Below are 18,673 nucleotides of genomic sequence, written 5' to 3'. Positions count from 1 at the left end.
TGATCGCACCAAATAATTGGCACTGACATTCATCGGCACACTGTTGAGTTCTCAAAGAACACGCACACACCATCACTTGCAAGTTTCTCAACTTGTTCGATCCGGGGTTTGTTGTCCCACCGGGTTCCTCATCGGCTCCCTGGGGCGAACACCAACCTTACCAGAAGATTGTGTGTCGTGTAAACGTGCAGGCGCCTTCGTCCAACCTCGTTGTCCCAGTCCCTCAGGTCCGGGTCGGTGTCCGTGTCGCTCTGACTTGGACTAAGTTACGCGACGATGAACTGCCCTGCAAATCCCCTGGTCAGCAGCCATTCGGGGAAGGAAACCCCAGGTGAACGGGCCTAGCGTCTACCCCGTGGACCGGGATCTTCAATCGTGACGCCGCACACATGCCACCCCGGGCCTCATCCGCGCAGGAGAGTGGGCTCGCCGGCCCCGACCCGCTCGATGTTGCCGCCCAGCTCCTGGATGATTTCCACGAACCTCGGGTAGCCGCGATCGATGTGGTAGACGTCGTGCACTTCGGTCACCCCGTCTGCGCACAGCCCGGCAAGCACCAGTCCGGCCCCTGCACGGATATCCGACGCCCATACCGGAGCACTCGACAGTTCCTCCACGCCGCGGATCACCGCATGGTGTCCGTCCGTCCGCGCATCGGCGCCCAGACGCACCATCTCCTCCACGAAGCGGAACCGCGCCTCGAAGACGTTTTCGGTGATCATCGACGTGCCGTCCGCCACCGCCGCGAGCCCGATGGCCATCGGCTGAAGATCGGTAGGGAAACCGGGGTACGGAAGTGTCGCGAAGTTGACCGCCCGCGGACGCTCCCTCTGGACCACGCGGAACCCGTCCACGAGCGGAGCCACTTCGGCGCCGGCTCCCCGCAGCTTGTCGAGCACGAGTGCGAGGTGCTTGGGATTGACTCCGCGCACGGTCAGATCCCCGCGCGTCATCGCCGCCGCGATCCCCCACGTCGCCGCCACGATGCGGTCACCGATGCAGCGATGACTCGTGGGCGAGAGGGCAGGAACGCCGGAGATCCGAAGAGTCGTGCTCCCGGCGCCCGTGATCCGGGCACCCATCTGGACGAGCATGGTGCACAGGTCCACGATCTCCGGTTCACGCGCGGCATTGTCGATAGTGGTGTCGCCCTTTGCGAGGACAGCAGCCATGAGGATGTTCTCGGTGGCACCCACCGACGGGAAGGCCAGCCGGATCGTCGCGCCGTGCAGTTCGTCCGCCTCGGCAACGACGCAGCCGTGCTCGATGGTGCTGTGCGCCCCCAGCAGACGGAGACCGGACTGGTGCATGTCGAGCGGGCGGGAGCCGATCGCGTCTCCGCCCGGCAGGGCGACCACCGCGCGGCGGCATCTCGCGACCAAGGGTCCGAGGACACATACGGAGGCACGGAACTGCTTCACCGCGGCGAAGTCCGCGTGGTACGACGGCTGCGCGGGGGTCGTGATCCGTACTTCGTCACCGTCGAGTTCGACCTCGCAGCCGAGACCCCGCAGGACCTCCGCCATCAAGGGCACGTCGAGGATGTCTGGACAGTTCGTAATCGTCGTGGTGCCCTCGGCGAGAAGCGCGGCAGCCATCAGCTTGAGCACGCTGTTCTTGGCACCACCGACGACGACATCACCAACGAGCCGGTTTCCCCCGGTGACAAGAAAGCGTTCACTCACAGCGACACAGCCTAACGTCGTGTCTGTCTCTACAGCGGAACCGGTACCGTGGCGGCCATGGCAGTGCATCTCACCAGGATCTATACCCGTACCGGAGACGACGGTACGACGGGCCTCAGTGATTTTTCCCGGGTATCGAAGAACGACCCGCGATTGATCGCCTACGCCGATTGCGACGAGACGAACGCGGCGATCGGGGTAGTGCTCGCACTCGGTTCCGTCCCCGAGCGGCTCGTTCCCGTGCTGCAGCAGATCCAGAACGACCTGTTCGATGCGGGCGCCGACCTGTCGACGCCGATCGCGGAGAACCCGAAGTACCCGCCGCTGCGCATCACCGAGCCGTACATCGACCGGCTCGAGGCGTGGTGCGACGAATTCAACGAAGAGCTGGGACCGCTCGATTCGTTCATTCTTCCGGGCGGAACCCCGGCCGCGGCGCTCCTGCACACCGCTCGCACGGTGGCGCGCCGGGCGGAACGTTCGGCATGGGCTGCGGTGGACGCCGCACCCGAGACCACGACAGTCTTGCCGGCGAAGTACCTCAACCGTCTGTCGGATCTGTTGTTCATCCTCAGCAGGGTCACCAATCCGGAGGGCGACGTCCTGTGGAAGCCCGGAGCGGGCGCGTAGGTAGGTCGATCTAGTAGGGACGGCGGCGCTGCGAGCGTCCCGACGGCCTGGACTCCACCCAGGACAGGAACGCCGTCTTCGCGCCGCTGTCCAGAGCGATCTCGTAGGATCCGTCGCCGTCGACGATCTCGAGGATCACGATGTCCTCGGTCATGATGTCCGTCTCCGCTGCAGTGGCGTACCGGCGCGAACGCACCTCGATGCCCTGGCGGGAAATCCGCGTATCCGGCCCGGGACGCAGACTCGAGAGCTTGTAGAAGGCGAGCGTCTCGTCGCCGTAGCGGATGATCCCGTGGCGCCATCCGGCGCAGTCACTGCGCGGGAGAACCCGCAGAATCGCAGCAGTGCCCCCTCCACGAAGGGAGAAGGCACGATAAACGAGAGCCGCGACGGCAACCGCAAGCAGCACCACAAGGATGATGAGAACAATCATTCCGAGTGACACTGCTTGTCGGCTCCGTCGCGGCTCTTCGTTGTGTATCCGACGATCAGGCCCGTTCGACGGCCCGCAGGCGGCCCTTGGCCGCTGCGACTGCCGCCTCGTCCTGACTTTCGGCCAGGGTCGACTTCGCTGCCTCGACGTCGATGTCTTCGGCAAGAACGGCCGCTTCGGCAAGAACCGTCACGGTCGTGGCGGTCACCGAGAGGAATCCGCCGTCGACTGCCATGACGATACGCTCCCCGTCGGCGGTCTTGACCGACACGACACCGCCCTCGACGAGCTGGCCGAGGACCGGCTCGTGTCCGGGCATGACGCCGATTTCGCCTTCGGTGGTCTGGGCGGTGACGAGAGTCGCCTCTCCCGACCAGACACGTTCCTCGACGGCAACGATGTCTACGCGCATCTCAGCCACGCCGGCCTACTTCCCGGAGATCTTCTTGGCCGCGGCCTCGACATCGTCGAGTCCACCGCAGCTGTTGAAGGCCTGCTCCGGAAGGTGGTCGAACTCGCCCTTGCAGACGCGGTCGAACGCCTCGATCGTGTCGCTGAGCGGCACGACCGAACCGGGCTGACCCGTGAACTTCTCGGCAACGATGAAGTTCTGGCCGAGGAACTTCTGGAGACGACGGGCACGGTTGACCGTGACCTTGTCCTCTTCGGAAAGCTCGTCCATACCGAGGATGGCGATGATGTCCTGCAGTTCCTTGTACTTCTGAAGGATCCGCTTGACCTCGTTGGCGACACGGAAGTGGTCCGCGCCGACGATGCCGGGCTCGAGGATGCGCGAGGTCGACGTCAGCGGGTCCACAGCGGGGTAGATACCCATCTGCGAAATCGGACGCGAGAGCTCGGTGGTCGCATCGAGGTGCGCGAACGTCGTGGCCGGCGCCGGGTCGGTGTAGTCGTCGGCGGGAACGTAGATCGCCTGCAGCGAGGTGATCGAGCGACCACGCGTCGAGGTGATGCGCTCCTGGAGCTCACCCATCTCGTCGGCCAGCGTCGGCTGGTAACCCACGGCCGAAGGCATACGACCGAGAAGGGTCGACACCTCGGAACCGGCCTGGGTGAACCGGAAGATGTTGTCGATGAAGAGCAGCACGTCCTGGCCCTGCACATCGCGGAAGTACTCCGCCATGGTCAGTGCGGACAGGGCGACGCGCATACGCGTGCCCGGCGGCTCGTCCATCTGGCCGAAGACAAGGGCGGTGTCCTGGAGGACGCCCATCTCTTCCATCTCGAGGTGGAGGTCGGTGCCCTCACGGGTGCGCTCGCCGACGCCGGCGAACACCGACGTACCGGAGAACTCACGCGCGATACGGGTGATCATCTCCTGGATCAGAACGGTCTTGCCGACACCGGCACCACCGAACAGACCGATCTTGCCGCCCTTGACGTACGGGGTGAGCAGGTCGATGACCTTGATGCCGGTCTCGAGGATTTCGGTCTTGCCCTCGAGCTGGTCGAAGGCCGGGGGCTTGCGGTGGATGCCCCACTGCTCGCCGTCGCGACCCGTTCCGGGTGCATCGAGGCAGTCGCCCAGGGCGTTGAAGACGTGGCCCTTCACGACATCGCCGACCGGCACGGAGATCGGGCGACCGGTGTCGGTGACGGAGGTGCCGCGCACCAGACCGTCGGTGGGCTGCATCGAGATCGTGCGGACCAGGTTGTCACCCAGGTGCTGCGCGACCTCGAGGGTCAGGGTCTTCGCCACGGACGGCAGAGTGACCTCTGCGTGCAGGGCGTTGAACAGTTCGGGTACGGCGCCACGCGGGAACTCCACGTCGACGACGGCGCCGATGACGCGGACGACGCGCCCGGCAAGGGCCGACGCCGCACCGGCGTTTTTGTCGGTAACTGCTGCGGTCATTGTGGTTCAGTCACTTCCTGCACTCGAGGCGAGCGCACCGGCACCGCCGACGATCTCGCTGATTTCCTGGGTGATCTGGGCCTGGCGGGCCTGATTCGCCTGACGGCTGAGGGTGTTCACCAGATCCGTGGCATTGTCCGTCGCGGCCTTCATCGCGGTACGACGGGCAGCCGACTCGGAGGCTGCGGCCTCCAGCAGCGACGCGAAGATCCGCGTGCTGACGTACTTCGGCAGAAGCGCGGACAGAAGCGTCGACGCCTCGGGCTCGAAGTTGTAGTCGGCCGTGGGTCCCTCGGATACACGATGACCGTCGCTCAGCATGTCCGAACCCAGTTCGATCTCGTCCTCGGTGACACTCACCTCGAGCGGCGCCATACGACGCACCTCGGGGATCTGGGTCAGCATGGACACGAACCGGGTGTAGACGATGTGCAGCTCGTCGACGCCCTCGATGGTGCCTTCGCCGTTGGGTGCAGGCACCTCGGAACCGGATCCGGCCATGAACAGCTCGACCAGGTGCCGGCTCGCCTTCGCAGCATCCGTGTAACGGGGTTCCTGCGAGAAGCCTGTCCAGGCACCCGCGACGGGACGCTCACGGAAGGTGTAGAACGACAGGCCCTTACCGCCCAGCACGTACAGCACAGGCTCTTTGCCCTCGCTGACGAGCAGCTGGCGCAGCTCCTCCGCCTCCTTCAAGACGTTGGAGTTGTAACCACCGGCCATACCGCGGTCGCTGGTCACAACCAGCACTGCCGCACGCTTCGGGTTCTCGCGCTCGTTGAGCAGGGGGTGATCCAGCGACGAGGACGCGCTGGCCAACTCCGAGAGGACCTTGGTGATCTCCTCGGCGTAGGGCTTCGATGCCGCCACTCGGGCCTGAGCCTTCGTGATACGCGACGTCGCGATCAGTTCCTGCGCCTTGGTGATCTTCTTGGTCGAGTTGACCGACTTGATCCGCGAGCGCAGCTCACGCAAGTTCGCCATTCGTCGATCACACTCCCTTCACTGGACGCTGGGTCATGGCCGCCCCGTTCACTTGCGAACGGAGGTGCGCTTGACGGAGACCTGCTCCTGCGCCACTTCGTCGGCGCCGAGAGCCTCTGCTTCGGCCTCGTTCACGACGCGGCTGCCGTCGGAGGCGAGGAAGCCCTCCTTGAACTTGGCGGTCGCGGCGGTCAGTGCCTCGATCGACTCGTCGGTCAGGGCCTTGCCACCGGCGATCTGCTCGTAGACGCCCGAAGCGTTGCGATGCAGATCCTCGAGAAGCTCGGTCTCGAAACGACGGACGTCGCCGACGGGAACGGAGTCGAAGACACCCTCACCGGCAAGGTAGATCGAGATGATCTGGTCCTCGACGGCGATCGGCGAGTACTGATCCTGCTTGAGGAGCTCGACGAGCCGCTGTCCGCGCTCGAGCTGCGCCTTCGACGCGGCATCGAGATCGGAAGCGAAGGTCGCGAATGCCTCGAGCTCGCGGTACTGAGCGAGTTCCAGACGCAGGGAGCCGGAGACCTTCTTCATGCCCTTGGTCTGTGCGGCGCCACCGACTCGGGAAACCGAGATACCGACGTTGATCGCGGGACGAACGCCCTTGTTGAAGAGGTCCGACTCGAGGAAGACCTGACCGTCGGTGATGGAGATGACGTTGGTCGGGATGTAGGCCGAGACGTCGTTCGCCTTGGTCTCGATGATCGGCAGTGCCGTCAGCGAACCGCCACCGAGCGCGTCGGACAGCTTCGCCGAACGCTCCAGCAGACGCGAGTGCAGGTAGAAGACGTCACCGGGGTATGCCTCACGTCCCGGCGGGCGACGCAGCAGCAGCGAGATGGCACGGTATGCCTCGGCCTGCTTGGTCAGGTCGTCGAACACGATGAGGACGTGCTTGCCCTGGTACATCCAGTGCTGGCCGAGGGCCGAACCGGTGTACGGGGCGAGCCACTTGAAGCCGGCGGAGTCGGAGGCCGGAGCTGCGACGATGGTGGTGTACTCCATCGCGCCGTTCTCCTCGAGGGCCTGCTTGACGCCCGCGATGGTGGAGCCCTTCTGGCCGATCGCGACGTAGATGCAGCGCACCTGCTTCGACGCGTCGCCGGACTCCCAGTTGGCCTTCTGGTTCAGGATCGCGTCGATGCAGACCGCGGTCTTGCCGGTCTTGCGGTCGCCGATCACGAGCTGGCGCTGGCCACGCCCGATCGGGGTCATCGCGTCGATGGCCTTGATGCCCGTCTGGAGCGGCTCCTCGACCGGCTGGCGCTCCAGCACGGAAGCGGCCTGCAGCTCGAGCGCACGGGTCTCGTCGGCTTCGATGTCGCCGAGGCCGTCGATCGGCTGACCGAGCGGGTTCACGACGCGTCCGAGGAAGTTGTCGCTGACCGGGACGGACAGAACGTCGCCGGTCCGCTTTACTTCCTGGCCTTCCTGGATGGACTGGAAGTCACCCAGGATCACGGCACCGATTTCGGTGGCTTCGAGGTTGAGGGCCACGCCCAGAACGCCGCCGGGGAATTCCAGCAGCTCGTTGGACATCGCCGACGGGAGGCCGCTGATGTGCGCGATGCCGTCACTGGTGTCGACGACCACGCCGACCTCTTCGCGGGAGGCCTCCGGGGAGTAGCTCGCGGTGTAATTGTCAATCGCGCTACGGATCTCGTCGGAGGAGATCGTCAGCTCCGCCATGTTCTTCCTGCTCTCGGTATCAGGTCTTCGGAAAGATCTATGTGTGTGTTCGGAAGTGGACTACGTGAGGCTCTTGCGCACTGCCGCGAGTCGACCCGCAGCACTGCCGTCGATGACCTCGTCGCCCACCCGGACGACCAATCCACTGAGAAGCTCGGGATCGACCTCGACGTGCACCGTCACAGGCTTCCCGTAGATACGGCCCAGGGTAGCGGCGAGCCGCTCTTCCTGCGTCGCATCGAGGGGTGCCGCGCTTCGGACGTGCGCAACGGCACGATCGCGCTGTGTTGCGGCGAGCGCCGACAGTTCGTCGAGCGTCTCGGCCGGCGGCTTGCGGAGCCGACCGACGGCATGAACCGCCAACGCTTCGGTGATCGCGGTCACCTTGCCGTAGAGCAGACGCGACAGCAGCTCCCGCTTGGCCGTAACCGTGGTGCTGCGGTCGGAAAGTGTCCGCTCGAGGTCCGGGTTACCGGCCACGATGCGTCCGAGGCGGAAAAGCTCGTCCTCGACGGTGTCGAGCTGGTTCTGCTCCGCTGCCGCCTTCAGCAACGCCTCACGACCGAGCTGGACGAGAGAGTTGGTCAGGTCGGACTGTGCCGACCAGTCCTGCCCCGCCGCGGCTTTGACGGTCGCGAGGGTCGAGGCCGAAACCTTCCCCCCGAAGACCTGCTCGGCCAGCGTCACCCGAACGGCGACCGGGGCCGAGGCGTCTGCCAGCGCGCTCCGGAGAGCCCGCTGGTTGTCGAGCGCCTCGACCACCGAGAACAGTTCGGAACCGGCCTGAGCCGCAGCGGCAGTCGCGGCACCCGAGCCCAGGGCGGACTGCAACGCGGAACGCGTATGAGCGAGTGCCTCACGGCTTGCTGCGTACATGGTGCTCACTTTCCGGATGCAGAGTCAGCGCTGAGGGAGTCGAGTTCGTCGAGGAATCGATCGATCGAGCCGGCACGCTTCACATCGTCGGCGAGTGTCTCGCCGATGATCTTCTCGGCGAGATCCACCGAGCTACGTCCGAGATCGGTGCGCAGTTCGGCCACGATCTGCTGGCGCTGGGCCTGCAGCTGGTTGTGACCTGCAGCGACGATGCGGTCGCTCTCTTCCTGAGCCTGTGCCTTCATGTCGGCGATGATCTGCTGGCCCTGCGTACGGGCCTCTTCACGGATCTGCGCCGCCTCGGTACGGGCTTCGGCGAGCTGGGCACGATACTGCTCGAGCGCGGCCGCAGCCTCTGCCTGAGCTTCCTCTGCCTTCTTGATGCCGCCTTCGATCAGCTCCGAACGCTCGTCGAGAACCTTCTGGAACATCGGAAGTACGAACTTCCAGAAGACGATGCCGACGATGATCAGGGCGACGAGCGACCAAACGATGTCGTATGTCGCGGGCAGCAGGGGATTGGGTGTCTCCCCCTCCGCTGCCGCGAGAATCAGGATGCTGTCAGCCATGGTTGTCGTCGAATCAGAAGATGAAGCCGGCGACGATACCGATCAGCGCCAGTGCCTCGGTGAATGCGATACCGAGGAACATGGTGGTACGCAGCTGACCGGCCATCTCGGGCTGACGAGCCATGCCCTCGATCGCCTTACCGACGACGATGCCGATGCCGATGCCGGGGCCGATCGCAGCGAGGCCGTAGCCGACCGCACCGAGTCCACTGATGGTGGTCTCCGACTGGGCGAGGACGTCTGCTGCCTGAAGCGCAACGCTCATTGGTGTTCCATTCCCTTTCTTGTGGCCCGGCCCCGGGGATCGGCGACCGAGTCAGTCTGTGTGTAGAGATGTAGGTCGTGCAGTTCGGGGAGCTAATGCTCTTCGGCGTGCAGCGCCAGATCGATGTACACCGCTGTGAGCAGCGCGAAAATGTAGGCCTGCAGGACGATCACCAGAAGCTCGAAGAAGGTGAACGCGACTCCGCCGATGAGCGAACCGATACCGAAGAACCTCATGATGCCGTCGGAGTCGAAGAAGAAGAACTGCGTGGCGCTGAAGAACAGCACCAGCATGATATGTCCGGCCAGCATGTTCGCCATGAGACGAATGGTGAGGGTGAACGGCCGCAGCAGGAATGTCGAGACGAACTCGATCGGGATCACCAGAAGGTGAAGAGCCGGCGGCAGGTTCGGAATGACGATGCTGCTCTTGACGTAGCGGAAGAATCCGTACTTCTTGATGCCTACGTAGTTGAAGACGATGTAGGCGAGCGCAGCAAGGACGATCGGCATGCCGATTCGCGCATTCGACGAGATGTTGAGGAAGGGGATGATCGAGGTCAGGTTGAGCCCGACCACCAAGAAGAAGATGGTGACGATCACCGGCAGGAACCGGCGCCCCTGCTCTTTGCCGAGGATGTCCTCGGCAATGTGGATACGAACAAAGTCGAGCATGATCTCGGCGACGTTCTGCACGCCTCGCGGCACGATCTTCGGACTCCGCATGGCGAAGAAGAAGAAGACTGCGACGAGCAGTGCAACGACGACGCGGATAAGCATCAGTCGATCCATCTCGAAGGGGGTGCCCTCGAAGAGGATTGGCGGTGGGAAAAAATCAGCAAGTGACGGCGCGTGGAATTCTCCGGCTGCCAAGGTGGTGACGCTCAGCGCTCTCTCCCGTAGTCGGCCGCAGGCATTGCCGTCTGCGGTTCGATCGGACATTGACGATCCAACAAGTCGACCAGGTCGGCTCGCGTATTCGCCAGTGTTCCGAACCGCCGAAGCGGTTCCGCGTCCTGCCGGTGTCGGCGACTCTCGTCGACTCGGCGGTCATTGAACACGACCGCCTATGAAGTCACAACCGCGTGCTCGGCCCAGGGCCCTCGCGTGCAGTGTCACCTTCGTGAAAACCACACTACCAACTGCTCTACGACAGTGCGTAGGTGGGTACCTACCCGCGGGTAATTGACACACGTATCTACTACTGATCGTCGTTTCCGCTGCCGGCCGACGGCTCCGGATCGACGTAGAGCGCGCGCTGGGACACCACGCCGTACGTTTCCGCACCGAGCACGATCACCAGCGCCAGCACGATCGTCAGGACGAGCGCGTTCCGGTTGTAGAAGTCCAGCGGATCGAGCGTCGCCATCACCACGATGGCGAGGATCAGCTTGAGTAGCCACGTTCCGAGCAGTACCGCGCCCGCGGTCATCGCCGGGAGTTTCGCGGTCAGCAGCACACCGAGCGCGGTGAACAGGATGAACCCGCCGCCGACGGCCGCACCGATCAGCGCTCCCCACAGGCCGGGCGTTCCCGCGACGAGCACGGACACGATCGACGCCACGACGGCCAGCGCGAGCAGTCCGAGTACGCCGTACCGGACGGCCGCGCGCATGGGTGCCGACGCGTCGGGCAGGGTGGGCAGGGAGTGTTCGGGTTCGGGAAGATCCGGGGAGGTCACAGTAATCGAGCCTAACGGACCCGGCGGAAGCGCTTCGGCGGTGCATCCCCGTCACCGTCGTGATGCCGCAGCGATGGGACGGCGGTCACCACGAGCGCGAACAACAGGCCGGCGGCGGTCATCAGCACGACCACCCTGCGGTCGAGCAGCGACGAACCCACGGCTCCGAAGGCCAGGACACCGACCCACAAGTAGAGGAGCAGCACCACACGCCGGTGCGAATGGCCGATCTGCAACAGCCGGTGATGCAGGTGCATCTTGTCCGGGCTGAACGGGCTCACGCCGGCGCGCGTGCGCCGGACGATCGCGAGGAGGAGGTCGAGAATCGGGATGAACATGACAGCGCCGATCAGGATGAGCGGCGACAGGAGACCGAGAAGGTCGCGGGAACCATAGGCACTGAGGGGAATTCGGCCCGACGCGCTGGTCGAGATGGCCGCGAGCATCAGGCCGATCAACATCGAGCCCGAGTCCCCCATGAAGATCTTCGCGGGCTGGAAATTGAACGGCAGGAACCCCAGGCACGCCCCCGCCAGCGCGGCCGCGATCAGCGCCGGCGGATACGCCGAGACGTCTCCGCCCTGATCGAGCAGCAGTCCCACCGAGAACACACAGATCGCGACCGCGGCGATCAGTCCGAGACCGGCCGCGAGACCGTCGAGGCCGTCGACGAAGTTCATCGCGTTGATCATCACGGCGGCCACCGCGACCGTGATGAGTCCCCCTTGCAGCTGGTCGAGCACGAGCGTGGAACCGCTGAAGGGGTCGTAGATCACGATCCAGCTCACGCCCATCACCACCAGCACCCCGGCAGCGGTCACCTGCCCCACGAACTTGGTGAGGGCGTCGAGTCCCCACCGGTCGTCGATGATGCCCACGAGCACGATGATCGACGCCGCCACCAGCGCGGCACCCATCTCGGTGGTGTACTCGAAACCTCTGGTCAGCGCCGGCAGATGCTGCGCGAAGACGATGCCCGCCACGAGTCCGATGTACATCCCGACCCCGCCCAGACGCGGCGTCGGAGTGACGTGCACGTCACGATCGCGAGGGATCGCCACCGCACCGAGCTTGATCGCCAGGATCCGGACCACTCCGGTGGCGAGAAAGGTCACCACCGCAGAGGTGAGAAGCACCAGAAGCAGTTCCCTGATGGGTACGCCCGCGCCACGTCCCGCTTGCGCGAGCAGTACGACCGAGTCGGCTGAAGTCACGTGCTCCGTTCCTCCGCCCGCTACTCCCCGCCGGAGCGCAGGCGTTCGGGATCATCGCCGAGAACCTCGGCGACGTCCTCGGCCGACACCGCGCCTTCGCGCAGGATCCGGGGGCGGTCACCGGTGAGATCGACGATCGTCGACGCGACGCCGTGTTCGGCCGGTCCACCGTCGAGATACACCCCGACGGATTCCCCGAGCTGTTCACGCGCCTGACCGGCGTCGGTGGCGGGCGGGCGACCGGAAATGTTGGCGCTCGACACTGCGAGCGGTCCGACCTCGCGCAGCAACTCGAGGATCACCGGGTGCAGGGGCATGCGCAGCATCACCGTTCCGCGGGTGTCGCCGAGATCCCACGCGAGCGACGGTGCCTGATGCACCACCAGGCTGAGGCCGCCGGGCCAGAACGCACGGATGAGTTCGCGCGCTTCGGGGCGCACGGTGCTGACGAGGCCGTCGATCGTCGTCCACGATCCGACGAGGATGGGCACCGGCATGTCCCGTCCGCGTCCCTTCGCCCTCAGCAGCGCGGAGACAGCGGAACTGTCGAATGCGTCGGCTGCGAGGCCGTACACCGTGTCGGTGGGCACGACGACGAGGCGTCCTGCCTTGAGCGCGCCCCGCGCCGCGTTCAATCCTGCGGCGCGCGAATCTGGTTTGTTGCAGTCGTACACGGTGCTCACGCACTCATCCTTCCACTAGCGCTCGAGTATTCCGTCGCGGGGCTCGGCGCCCGGGCTAACCACCAGCCGAGGAACGGACTGCCGCACGACTCGCTTCGACGTCGGTCGGCACCCGGTGCGCGACCACGAATCGGGGCTTGCCCGCCAGGTCGTAATGCTCGACGACGTCGTCGAAGACGCGGCGCTGCGCGAACAGCTCGGCGACGAGCATGCCGTTGGTGTCGTCGTGTTCCACCGCCGCCGCTCCCCCGATTCGCAACCAGCGCGCGATGTTCGAGATCATCGGTTTGATGACGGACAGTCCGTCCGGGCCGCCGAACAACGCAGAATGCGGGTCGTGCTCGGCGACTTCGGGCTCGAGGGCGGTTCCCTCGGGGATGTACGGCGGGTTGGACACCACGATGTCGACGGCGCCCTCGAGCGCGGCGAGCAGGGTGCGGTCGGTCACGTCACCCTGGTGCAGCACGATCGGCGTGTCGCCGTCGTTCGCACGGGTCTCGGCGTTCTGCCGCGCCCAGGCGAGCGCCCGCGGCTCGAGTTCCACGGCGTGCACGACGGCATCCGGCCGGGCATGGGCAATAGCGAGTGCGAGCGCACCCGATCCCGTACACAGATCGAGCACGACGGGATTGCGGCGTCCGTGGCGTTCGAGAAATGCCAGCGCCCAACCGAGAAGCAGTTCCGTCTCGGGCCGGGGCACGAACACGCCGGGCCCGACGGCGAGGTCGATCTCGCCCATCGGCGACGTGCCGAGGATGTATTGGAGGGGAATGCGCTTGGCGCGCTGGTCCACCATCGCGCGGTAGGCCTCGATCATGGCCGAATCGACGAGGGGCACGAGCCCGAGCCGGCCTCGCTCGATTCCGAGCAGGTGCGCGGCAAGCAGTTCGGCGTCGACACGCGGGCTCGCGACACCCGCTTCCTCGAGCACCGACGCTGCTTCGATGATGGCCAGGCGCAGGGGTTGACGACTCACGCAGTACAGCGTGCCATGCCCACGGCCGCTCCGATGCCACGAGGTCCCCCAGGCATACCTCGCACAGGGGACTCGCCACCGACGCGGCGGGGCACGCGCTTATTCGGCGGCGAGCCGGGCCTGCCGGTCGGCGGCCGCGAGCGCGTCGAGAAGCGCATCCATGTCTCCGTCGAGCACAGCGTCGAGATTGTGCGCCTTGTAGCCGATGCGGTGGTCGGTGATGCGGTTCTCGGGGTAGTTGTAGGTCCGGATGCGCTCGGAGCGGTCGACGGTGCGCACCTGGCTCGCACGGCCCGCCGAGGCCTCCGCGTCCGCTGCTTCTTCGGCTGCGGCCTGCAGACGCGCGGCGAGAACCTGCATCGCACGGGCCTTGTTCTGCAACTGCGACCGCTCGTTCTGACACGTGACGACGATCCCCGTCGGCAGGTGGGTGATCCGGACGGCGGAGTCGGTCGTATTGACGCCCTGCCCACCCTTGCCGGACGAGCGGTACACGTCGATGCGCAGATCGCCCTCGTCGATCTGCACCTCTTCCACCTCGTCGGGTTCGGGATAGACGAAGACGCCGGCCGCGGAGGTGTGCACGCGGCCCTGCGATTCGGTCACCGGGACGCGCTGCACCCGGTGCACCCCACCCTCGAACTTGAGCCGCGACCATACGCCGTCCCGGACGTCGGTCTTCGACTTGATGGACAGGGTGACGTCCTTGTAGCCGCCGAGATCCGAATAGGTCGCGCCGAGGACTTCCACACGCCAGCCGGAGTTCTCGGCGTTGCGGGTGTACATGCGCGCGAGATCGGCCGCGAACAGGGCGGACTCCTCGCCGCCCTCCCCGGACTTCACTTCGAGCACCACGTCGTCCCCGTCGTGCGGATCGCGGGGCGCGAGGAGATCGGTGAGCGTGCGGTCGAGTTCGGCGACCTGCTCTTCGAGCTTGTTCACCTCGTCGGCGAAGGCGGAGTCGTCGGCGGCCAGTTCACGGGCGGCTCCGAGGTCGTCGCGCGCGGCCGTCAGCTTGGTGTACGTGGCCATGACCGGGGCGAGCTCGGCGAACCGCTTCCCTACCCTGCGCGCAATCGACGGATCGTTGTGCAGCGCCGGGTCGGACAATTGCTGTTCCAGACCCGCGTATTCGGCCAGGATGTCGTCGATGGCCGACGGCTTGGTCTGCCCCGCCATGGGTCGCTCCGCTCTGTGATGCTGTGTGCTTCGATGCCGTGCGCCTGCTTGGGTGCTGCGGCGCTCGACGAGTGTGTATCGAGGGGTGCCCGGCCGCGCCGGTACACCGGTGGAACAAAAAAGCCGACGCCCGGCCTGTGACGAAGACAGAACCGGGCGTCGGCGTGACAGCTAGCTGTCGGCGTCGGCCTTCTTGGAAGGACGCTTGCCGTAGCGAGCCTCGAAGCGGGCGACGCGGCCGCCGGTGTCGAGGATCTTCTGCTTGCCGGTGTAGAACGGGTGGCACTTGGAGCAGACTTCGACGGTGATCCGTCCCGACTCCTTGGTGCTGTGCGTTTCGAACGTGTTGCCGCAACCGCAGACGACGGTTGTCGCCACGTAGTTGGGGTGGATTCCTGCCTTCATGGTGTCCCTTTCGTGGCCGCCGGGTCGCCTTCGCGGATCGAAGACGTGAACCGGAGCCGGACTGAGCCGTTCGATTATGCCAAACACCTGGCCCCGGGAAAAATTCCCGGGCCCCGATGTCAGTCTTCCAGAGCTCCCGGGGCGGTCTTCGCGACCGTCATCAGGAACTCGATGTTCGTCTTGGACTTCTTGAGCCGATCGATGAGCACATCGATCGCCTGATGAGAATCCAGACCGGAGAGCACGCGGCGCAGCTTGTGCACGACCGCGAACTCGTCGGGGCTCATGAGGAGCTCGTCCTTACGAGTGCCCGACGGATTGACGTCCACCGCCGGGAACACGCGACGCTCGGCGATCTTGCGATCGAGCTTGAGCTCGGCGTTACCCGTGCCCTTGAACTCCTCGAAGATCACAGTGTCGCCCGTGGAGCCGGTCTCCACCATCGCGGTGGCGATGATGGTGAGCGATCCACCGTTCTCGATGTTGCGTGCCGCGCCCAGGAACCGCTTCGGCGGGTACAGCGCGGTCGAGTCGACACCACCCGACAGGATGCGTCCCGACGCCGGCGACGAGTTGTTGTACGCGCGGCCGAGGCGAGTGATCGAGTCGAGCAGCACGACGACGTCGCGTCCCATTTCGACGAGGCGCTTGGCGCGCTCGATCGCGAGTTCGGCCACGGACGTGTGGTCTGACGGCGGACGGTCGAAGGTCGAGGAGATGACCTCGCCCTTCACCGAACGCTGCATGTCGGTGACCTCTTCGGGACGCTCGTCGACCAGCACCACCATGAGGTAGCACTCGGGGTTGTTGACGGCGATCGCGTTCGCGATGTCCTGCAGGACCGTCGTCTTACCTGCCTTGGGCGGCGAGACGATAAGCGCGCGCTGTCCCTTGCCGATCGGCATGACCAGGTCGATCACACGAGTGGTCAGGATGTTCTGCTGCGTTTCGAGTCGCAGTCGCTCGTTCGGGTACAGCGGTGTGAGCTTGTTGAACTCGGGACGGCGCTTGGCCGCCTCGACGTCCCCACCGTTGACCGTGTCCAGACGCACGAGCGGATTGAACTTCTGGCGCTGGCTGCCGGCCTGCTCACCCTCGCGGGGCACACGCACGGCACCGGTGATGGCGTCGCCGCGGCGCAGGCCGTTCTTCCGCACCATGTTCATCGACACGTAGACGTCGTTGGGGCCGGCCAGGTAGCCGGAGGTCCGGACGAACGCGTAGTTGTCGAGCACGTCGAGGATGCCCGCGACCGGCTGGAGCACGTCGTCCTCGCGGATCTCGGGCTCACGATCGGCACTGCCGCCGCCCTCGCCGCGCTCGCGTCCGCGACGGCGCTCGCGGAAGCGACGCCCACGACGGCCGCGGCCGCCTTCCTCGTCGTCGCCCGCCCGGTTGTCCTGGCGCGGACCGTTGTTGCCGTCGCCCTGGCTGCGATCACCCTGGTCACGATCGTTCCGGTCACGGTCCTGATGGCGGTCGTTCCGGTTGCGGTCGCCTTGGTTGCGGTCGCCCTGGTTGCGGTCACCCTGGTTGCGATCACCCTGGTTGCGATCACCCTGGTTGCGGTCACCCTGGTTGCGGTCACCCTGGTTGCGGTCACCCTGGTTGCGGTCGCGCCGGTTACCACCGTCACCCTCGGAGCGGTCCTGCGACTTCTCACGAGAATGACCGTCGCCGCGCTCCTGAGAGTCGCGGTCGTGGCCCTCGGACGCCGGTGCGCCGGCATCGGTCTGACCCTGGTCGGTCTGGTCCGCGCCACGACGGCCGCGTCGGCCGCGTCCACGCCGGGGTCCGTCGGACTCGCCTTCGGAATCTGCGCCGGTCTCGGCGTTGCGCTCCGGCTTCGTGTCGGTGGCGACAGCGCCGGTCTCGGCAGGCTTGTCGCTCGCAGGCTCGGTGCCGGCGACCGGAGTCACGGCAGCATCATCCTGCGCGGCGGCGCGGGCACGGCGAGCACGCGCGGGGCGAGCCGAGGCTTCGTCGGGCGTCTCGGTCGCGGGCTGTGCTGCAGCGGGGGCGGGCTTGGCGCCTGCGCCCTGCCGCTCCTTGATCGCAGCGATGAGATCGCCCTTGCGCATACCCGAGGTTCCCTTGATGCCGAGTTCGGCGGCGAGAGTCCGCAACTCGGCGAGCACCATGCCCGACAGGCCGGTGCCGCGCCGACCGGCGCGAACCGGAGACTGTGCGGAATCTCCGGCAGACTCGGTGGTGTCGGGAGCGGATGTGGCGATCAGGTCCGTATCTGTCACGGAGATCCTTTCCTTCCCTCGTTGCTCTACACAGAGCCGAGGGTTCGTTCCGCAGATCAGTTCCTGGCACTGAGCTGGGATTGCCGTACGAGTTCATGAATCGAACGGTCGGCACGTCCGCCACCACACCGATCCGGTGGGTGCGGCCTGGCCCTCCCCCTGAATCGGGAGCAGGTGAGGATGGACCCGGGATCGACGCCCCATGGAGCTGGAGTGAGTGTCCTGGAGAATCCGGCGACTTCGGACGCACGACGTGCGGACTTCCCACAGGATAGCGACGAACTGGACGCAGGGCAAGAATCGACGCGCACGCACAGCGGTGTGCGATGTGACACGAACCGCGTCAGTCGACCTGCACTCCCTCGGCCACATCGAGAGGAAGGACAGTGAGATCGTCCGCCTCCGCCGCAGCCCGCAATTCGTCGGGGAACGGCTCTGTGGTCAGCGCGAGCACAGTGGGGCCGGCACCCGAGACCATGGCGGGAATCCCGGCAGCGCGCAGCGTGGTCACCCACTTGGTGGTCAGCGGCAGGGCGGGAGCGCGCTGGGCTTGGTGCAGAAGATCCTCGGTGGCCGCCATGAGCAGATCCGGCCGCTCGGTCAGGGCGACCACCGCCAGGGCAGCGCGGCTCACGTTGAACGCCGCGTCGCGGTGCGGGACGAGCGCAGGCAGCAGCCCGCGCGTGTGCGCGGTCGACGAGCGAACCGACGGCACCAGGGCGACGGCCTTGATGCCGGGGTGCACGCTCAGCGACACCGCGCGGAACCGCCGCTGTTCGCAGCCGCTGTCCACCTCGCTCCACGAGACCACCGCACCGCCGAGCACACTCGCCGACGCATTGTCGGGATGCCCCTCGAACTCGGAGGCGAGCTGGACGAGCTGGGCGTCGTCGAGCACCCGCTCGGGCGCGACTTTACGCACCAGACCGTTGGCGGCGGCGAGTCCGCCGACCGCAGCCGATGCCGACGACCCCAGGCCGCGGGAATGAGGAATCACATTGCGGCACACCACGTCGAGACCGTCGGCCCAGATGCCCGCCGCTTCGAGACCGCGCTCGACGGCGCGAACCACGAGATGCGACGGGCCCCAAGGGACCTCTTGGGCACCTTCCCCTTCGACGCGCACGTCGAGACCGGAACCGGTTGTCGTCACGGTGATCTCGTCGTAGAGCCCGAGTGCGAGGCCGAGGCAGTCGAACCCGGCCCCCAGGTTCGCACTCGAAGCAGGAACCCGGGCGGTCACCGAGATTCCTACGGGCAGCGTTTGCGTCATG

General features: G+C 66.0%; 19 protein-coding genes. 1 reads left to right on the top strand and 18 read right to left on the bottom strand.

The features are described from left to right. Positions 1–404: 404 nt before the first annotated feature. Complete coding sequence (gene murA / locus HF886_RS15550; RefSeq protein WP_169622509.1) at positions 405–1,685, bottom strand: UDP-N-acetylglucosamine 1-carboxyvinyltransferase; 1,281 nt, start codon at positions 1,683–1,685, stop codon at positions 405–407. Between the two features lie 57 nt (positions 1,686–1,742). On the opposite strand from murA, the gene HF886_RS15545 reads away from it, so the two are divergent. Then, positions 1,743–2,315, top strand: a complete 573-nt coding sequence (locus HF886_RS15545) for a cob(I)yrinic acid a,c-diamide adenosyltransferase (protein WP_169652782.1) — start codon at positions 1,743–1,745, stop codon at positions 2,313–2,315. Between the two features lie 10 nt (positions 2,316–2,325). On the opposite strand, the gene HF886_RS15540 is transcribed toward HF886_RS15545, so the two are convergent. The 17 genes from HF886_RS15540 to thrB form a co-directional block, all read right to left on the bottom strand. Then, on the bottom strand, positions 2,326–2,748 hold the full coding sequence (locus tag HF886_RS15540; protein WP_169652781.1) for a DUF2550 domain-containing protein: 423 nt from the start codon (positions 2,746–2,748) through the stop codon (positions 2,326–2,328). A 55-nt stretch (positions 2,749–2,803) separates the two neighbouring features. After that, entirely contained in the window at positions 2,804–3,169 is a 366-nt protein-coding gene (locus tag HF886_RS15535; RefSeq protein WP_296550078.1) for a F0F1 ATP synthase subunit epsilon, read from the bottom strand. Between the two features lie 6 nt (positions 3,170–3,175). Further along, a complete protein-coding gene (atpD, locus tag HF886_RS15530) occupies positions 3,176–4,624 on the bottom strand; it encodes a F0F1 ATP synthase subunit beta (RefSeq protein ID WP_072700323.1) in 1,449 nt (482 codons plus the stop codon). 6 nt (positions 4,625–4,630) lie between these two features. Continuing rightward, on the bottom strand, positions 4,631–5,608 hold the full coding sequence (locus tag HF886_RS15525) for a F0F1 ATP synthase subunit gamma (RefSeq protein WP_169622506.1): 978 nt from the start codon (positions 5,606–5,608) through the stop codon (positions 4,631–4,633). A gap of 48 nt (positions 5,609–5,656) precedes the next feature. Beyond that, positions 5,657–7,300 carry a F0F1 ATP synthase subunit alpha gene (gene atpA / locus HF886_RS15520; protein ID WP_169622505.1) on the bottom strand — a complete coding sequence of 548 codons (1,644 nt, stop codon included), beginning with the start codon at positions 7,298–7,300 and terminating at the stop codon, positions 5,657–5,659. Positions 7,301–7,360: 60 nt separating this feature from the next. Then, positions 7,361–8,176: a F0F1 ATP synthase subunit delta gene (locus HF886_RS15515; RefSeq protein ID WP_169622504.1), complete on the bottom strand. Its 816-nt coding sequence runs from the start codon at positions 8,174–8,176 to the stop codon at positions 7,361–7,363. Between the two features lie 5 nt (positions 8,177–8,181). After that, a complete protein-coding gene (locus HF886_RS15510) occupies positions 8,182–8,745 on the bottom strand; it encodes a F0F1 ATP synthase subunit B (RefSeq protein ID WP_169622503.1) in 564 nt (187 codons plus the stop codon). A gap of 13 nt (positions 8,746–8,758) precedes the next feature. Continuing rightward, complete coding sequence (locus tag HF886_RS15505) at positions 8,759–9,010, bottom strand: ATP synthase F0 subunit C (RefSeq protein WP_072700316.1); 252 nt, start codon at positions 9,008–9,010, stop codon at positions 8,759–8,761. A gap of 92 nt (positions 9,011–9,102) precedes the next feature. Beyond that, on the bottom strand, positions 9,103–9,951 hold the full coding sequence (gene atpB / locus HF886_RS15500; protein WP_174555795.1) for a F0F1 ATP synthase subunit A: 849 nt from the start codon (positions 9,949–9,951) through the stop codon (positions 9,103–9,105). A 259-nt stretch (positions 9,952–10,210) separates the two neighbouring features. Further along, positions 10,211–10,690, bottom strand: coding sequence for a hypothetical protein (locus HF886_RS15495; protein ID WP_169622502.1), 480 nt, complete (start codon positions 10,688–10,690; stop codon positions 10,211–10,213). 11 nt (positions 10,691–10,701) lie between these two features. Beyond that, a complete protein-coding gene (locus HF886_RS15490) occupies positions 10,702–11,904 on the bottom strand; it encodes an MraY family glycosyltransferase (protein WP_169622501.1) in 1,203 nt (400 codons plus the stop codon). Positions 11,905–11,924: 20 nt separating this feature from the next. Next, complete coding sequence (locus HF886_RS15485; RefSeq protein WP_169622500.1) at positions 11,925–12,587, bottom strand: L-threonylcarbamoyladenylate synthase; 663 nt, start codon at positions 12,585–12,587, stop codon at positions 11,925–11,927. Positions 12,588–12,642: 55 nt separating this feature from the next. Beyond that, positions 12,643–13,563: a peptide chain release factor N(5)-glutamine methyltransferase gene (prmC, locus tag HF886_RS15480; RefSeq protein ID WP_169622499.1), complete on the bottom strand. Its 921-nt coding sequence runs from the start codon at positions 13,561–13,563 to the stop codon at positions 12,643–12,645. A 99-nt stretch (positions 13,564–13,662) separates the two neighbouring features. Further along, positions 13,663–14,742, bottom strand: a complete 1,080-nt coding sequence (gene prfA / locus HF886_RS15475) for a peptide chain release factor 1 (protein ID WP_169622498.1) — start codon at positions 14,740–14,742, stop codon at positions 13,663–13,665. Positions 14,743–14,913: 171 nt separating this feature from the next. Further along, a complete protein-coding gene (gene rpmE, locus HF886_RS15470) occupies positions 14,914–15,147 on the bottom strand; it encodes a 50S ribosomal protein L31 (protein ID WP_169622497.1) in 234 nt (77 codons plus the stop codon). Positions 15,148–15,266: 119 nt separating this feature from the next. Continuing rightward, positions 15,267–17,399: a transcription termination factor Rho gene (gene rho, locus HF886_RS15465; RefSeq protein WP_169622496.1), complete on the bottom strand. Its 2,133-nt coding sequence runs from the start codon at positions 17,397–17,399 to the stop codon at positions 15,267–15,269. Positions 17,400–17,742: 343 nt separating this feature from the next. Beyond that, complete coding sequence (gene thrB, locus HF886_RS15460) at positions 17,743–18,672, bottom strand: homoserine kinase (RefSeq protein ID WP_169622495.1); 930 nt, start codon at positions 18,670–18,672, stop codon at positions 17,743–17,745. Position 18,673: the final 1 nt, after the last annotated feature.

This window comes from Rhodococcus sp. 105337 (genome assembly GCF_012844225.1).
Classification (GTDB): Bacteria; Actinomycetota; Actinomycetes; order Mycobacteriales; family Mycobacteriaceae; genus Rhodococcus.
This window is presented reverse-complemented; position numbering and strand designations above follow the sequence as displayed.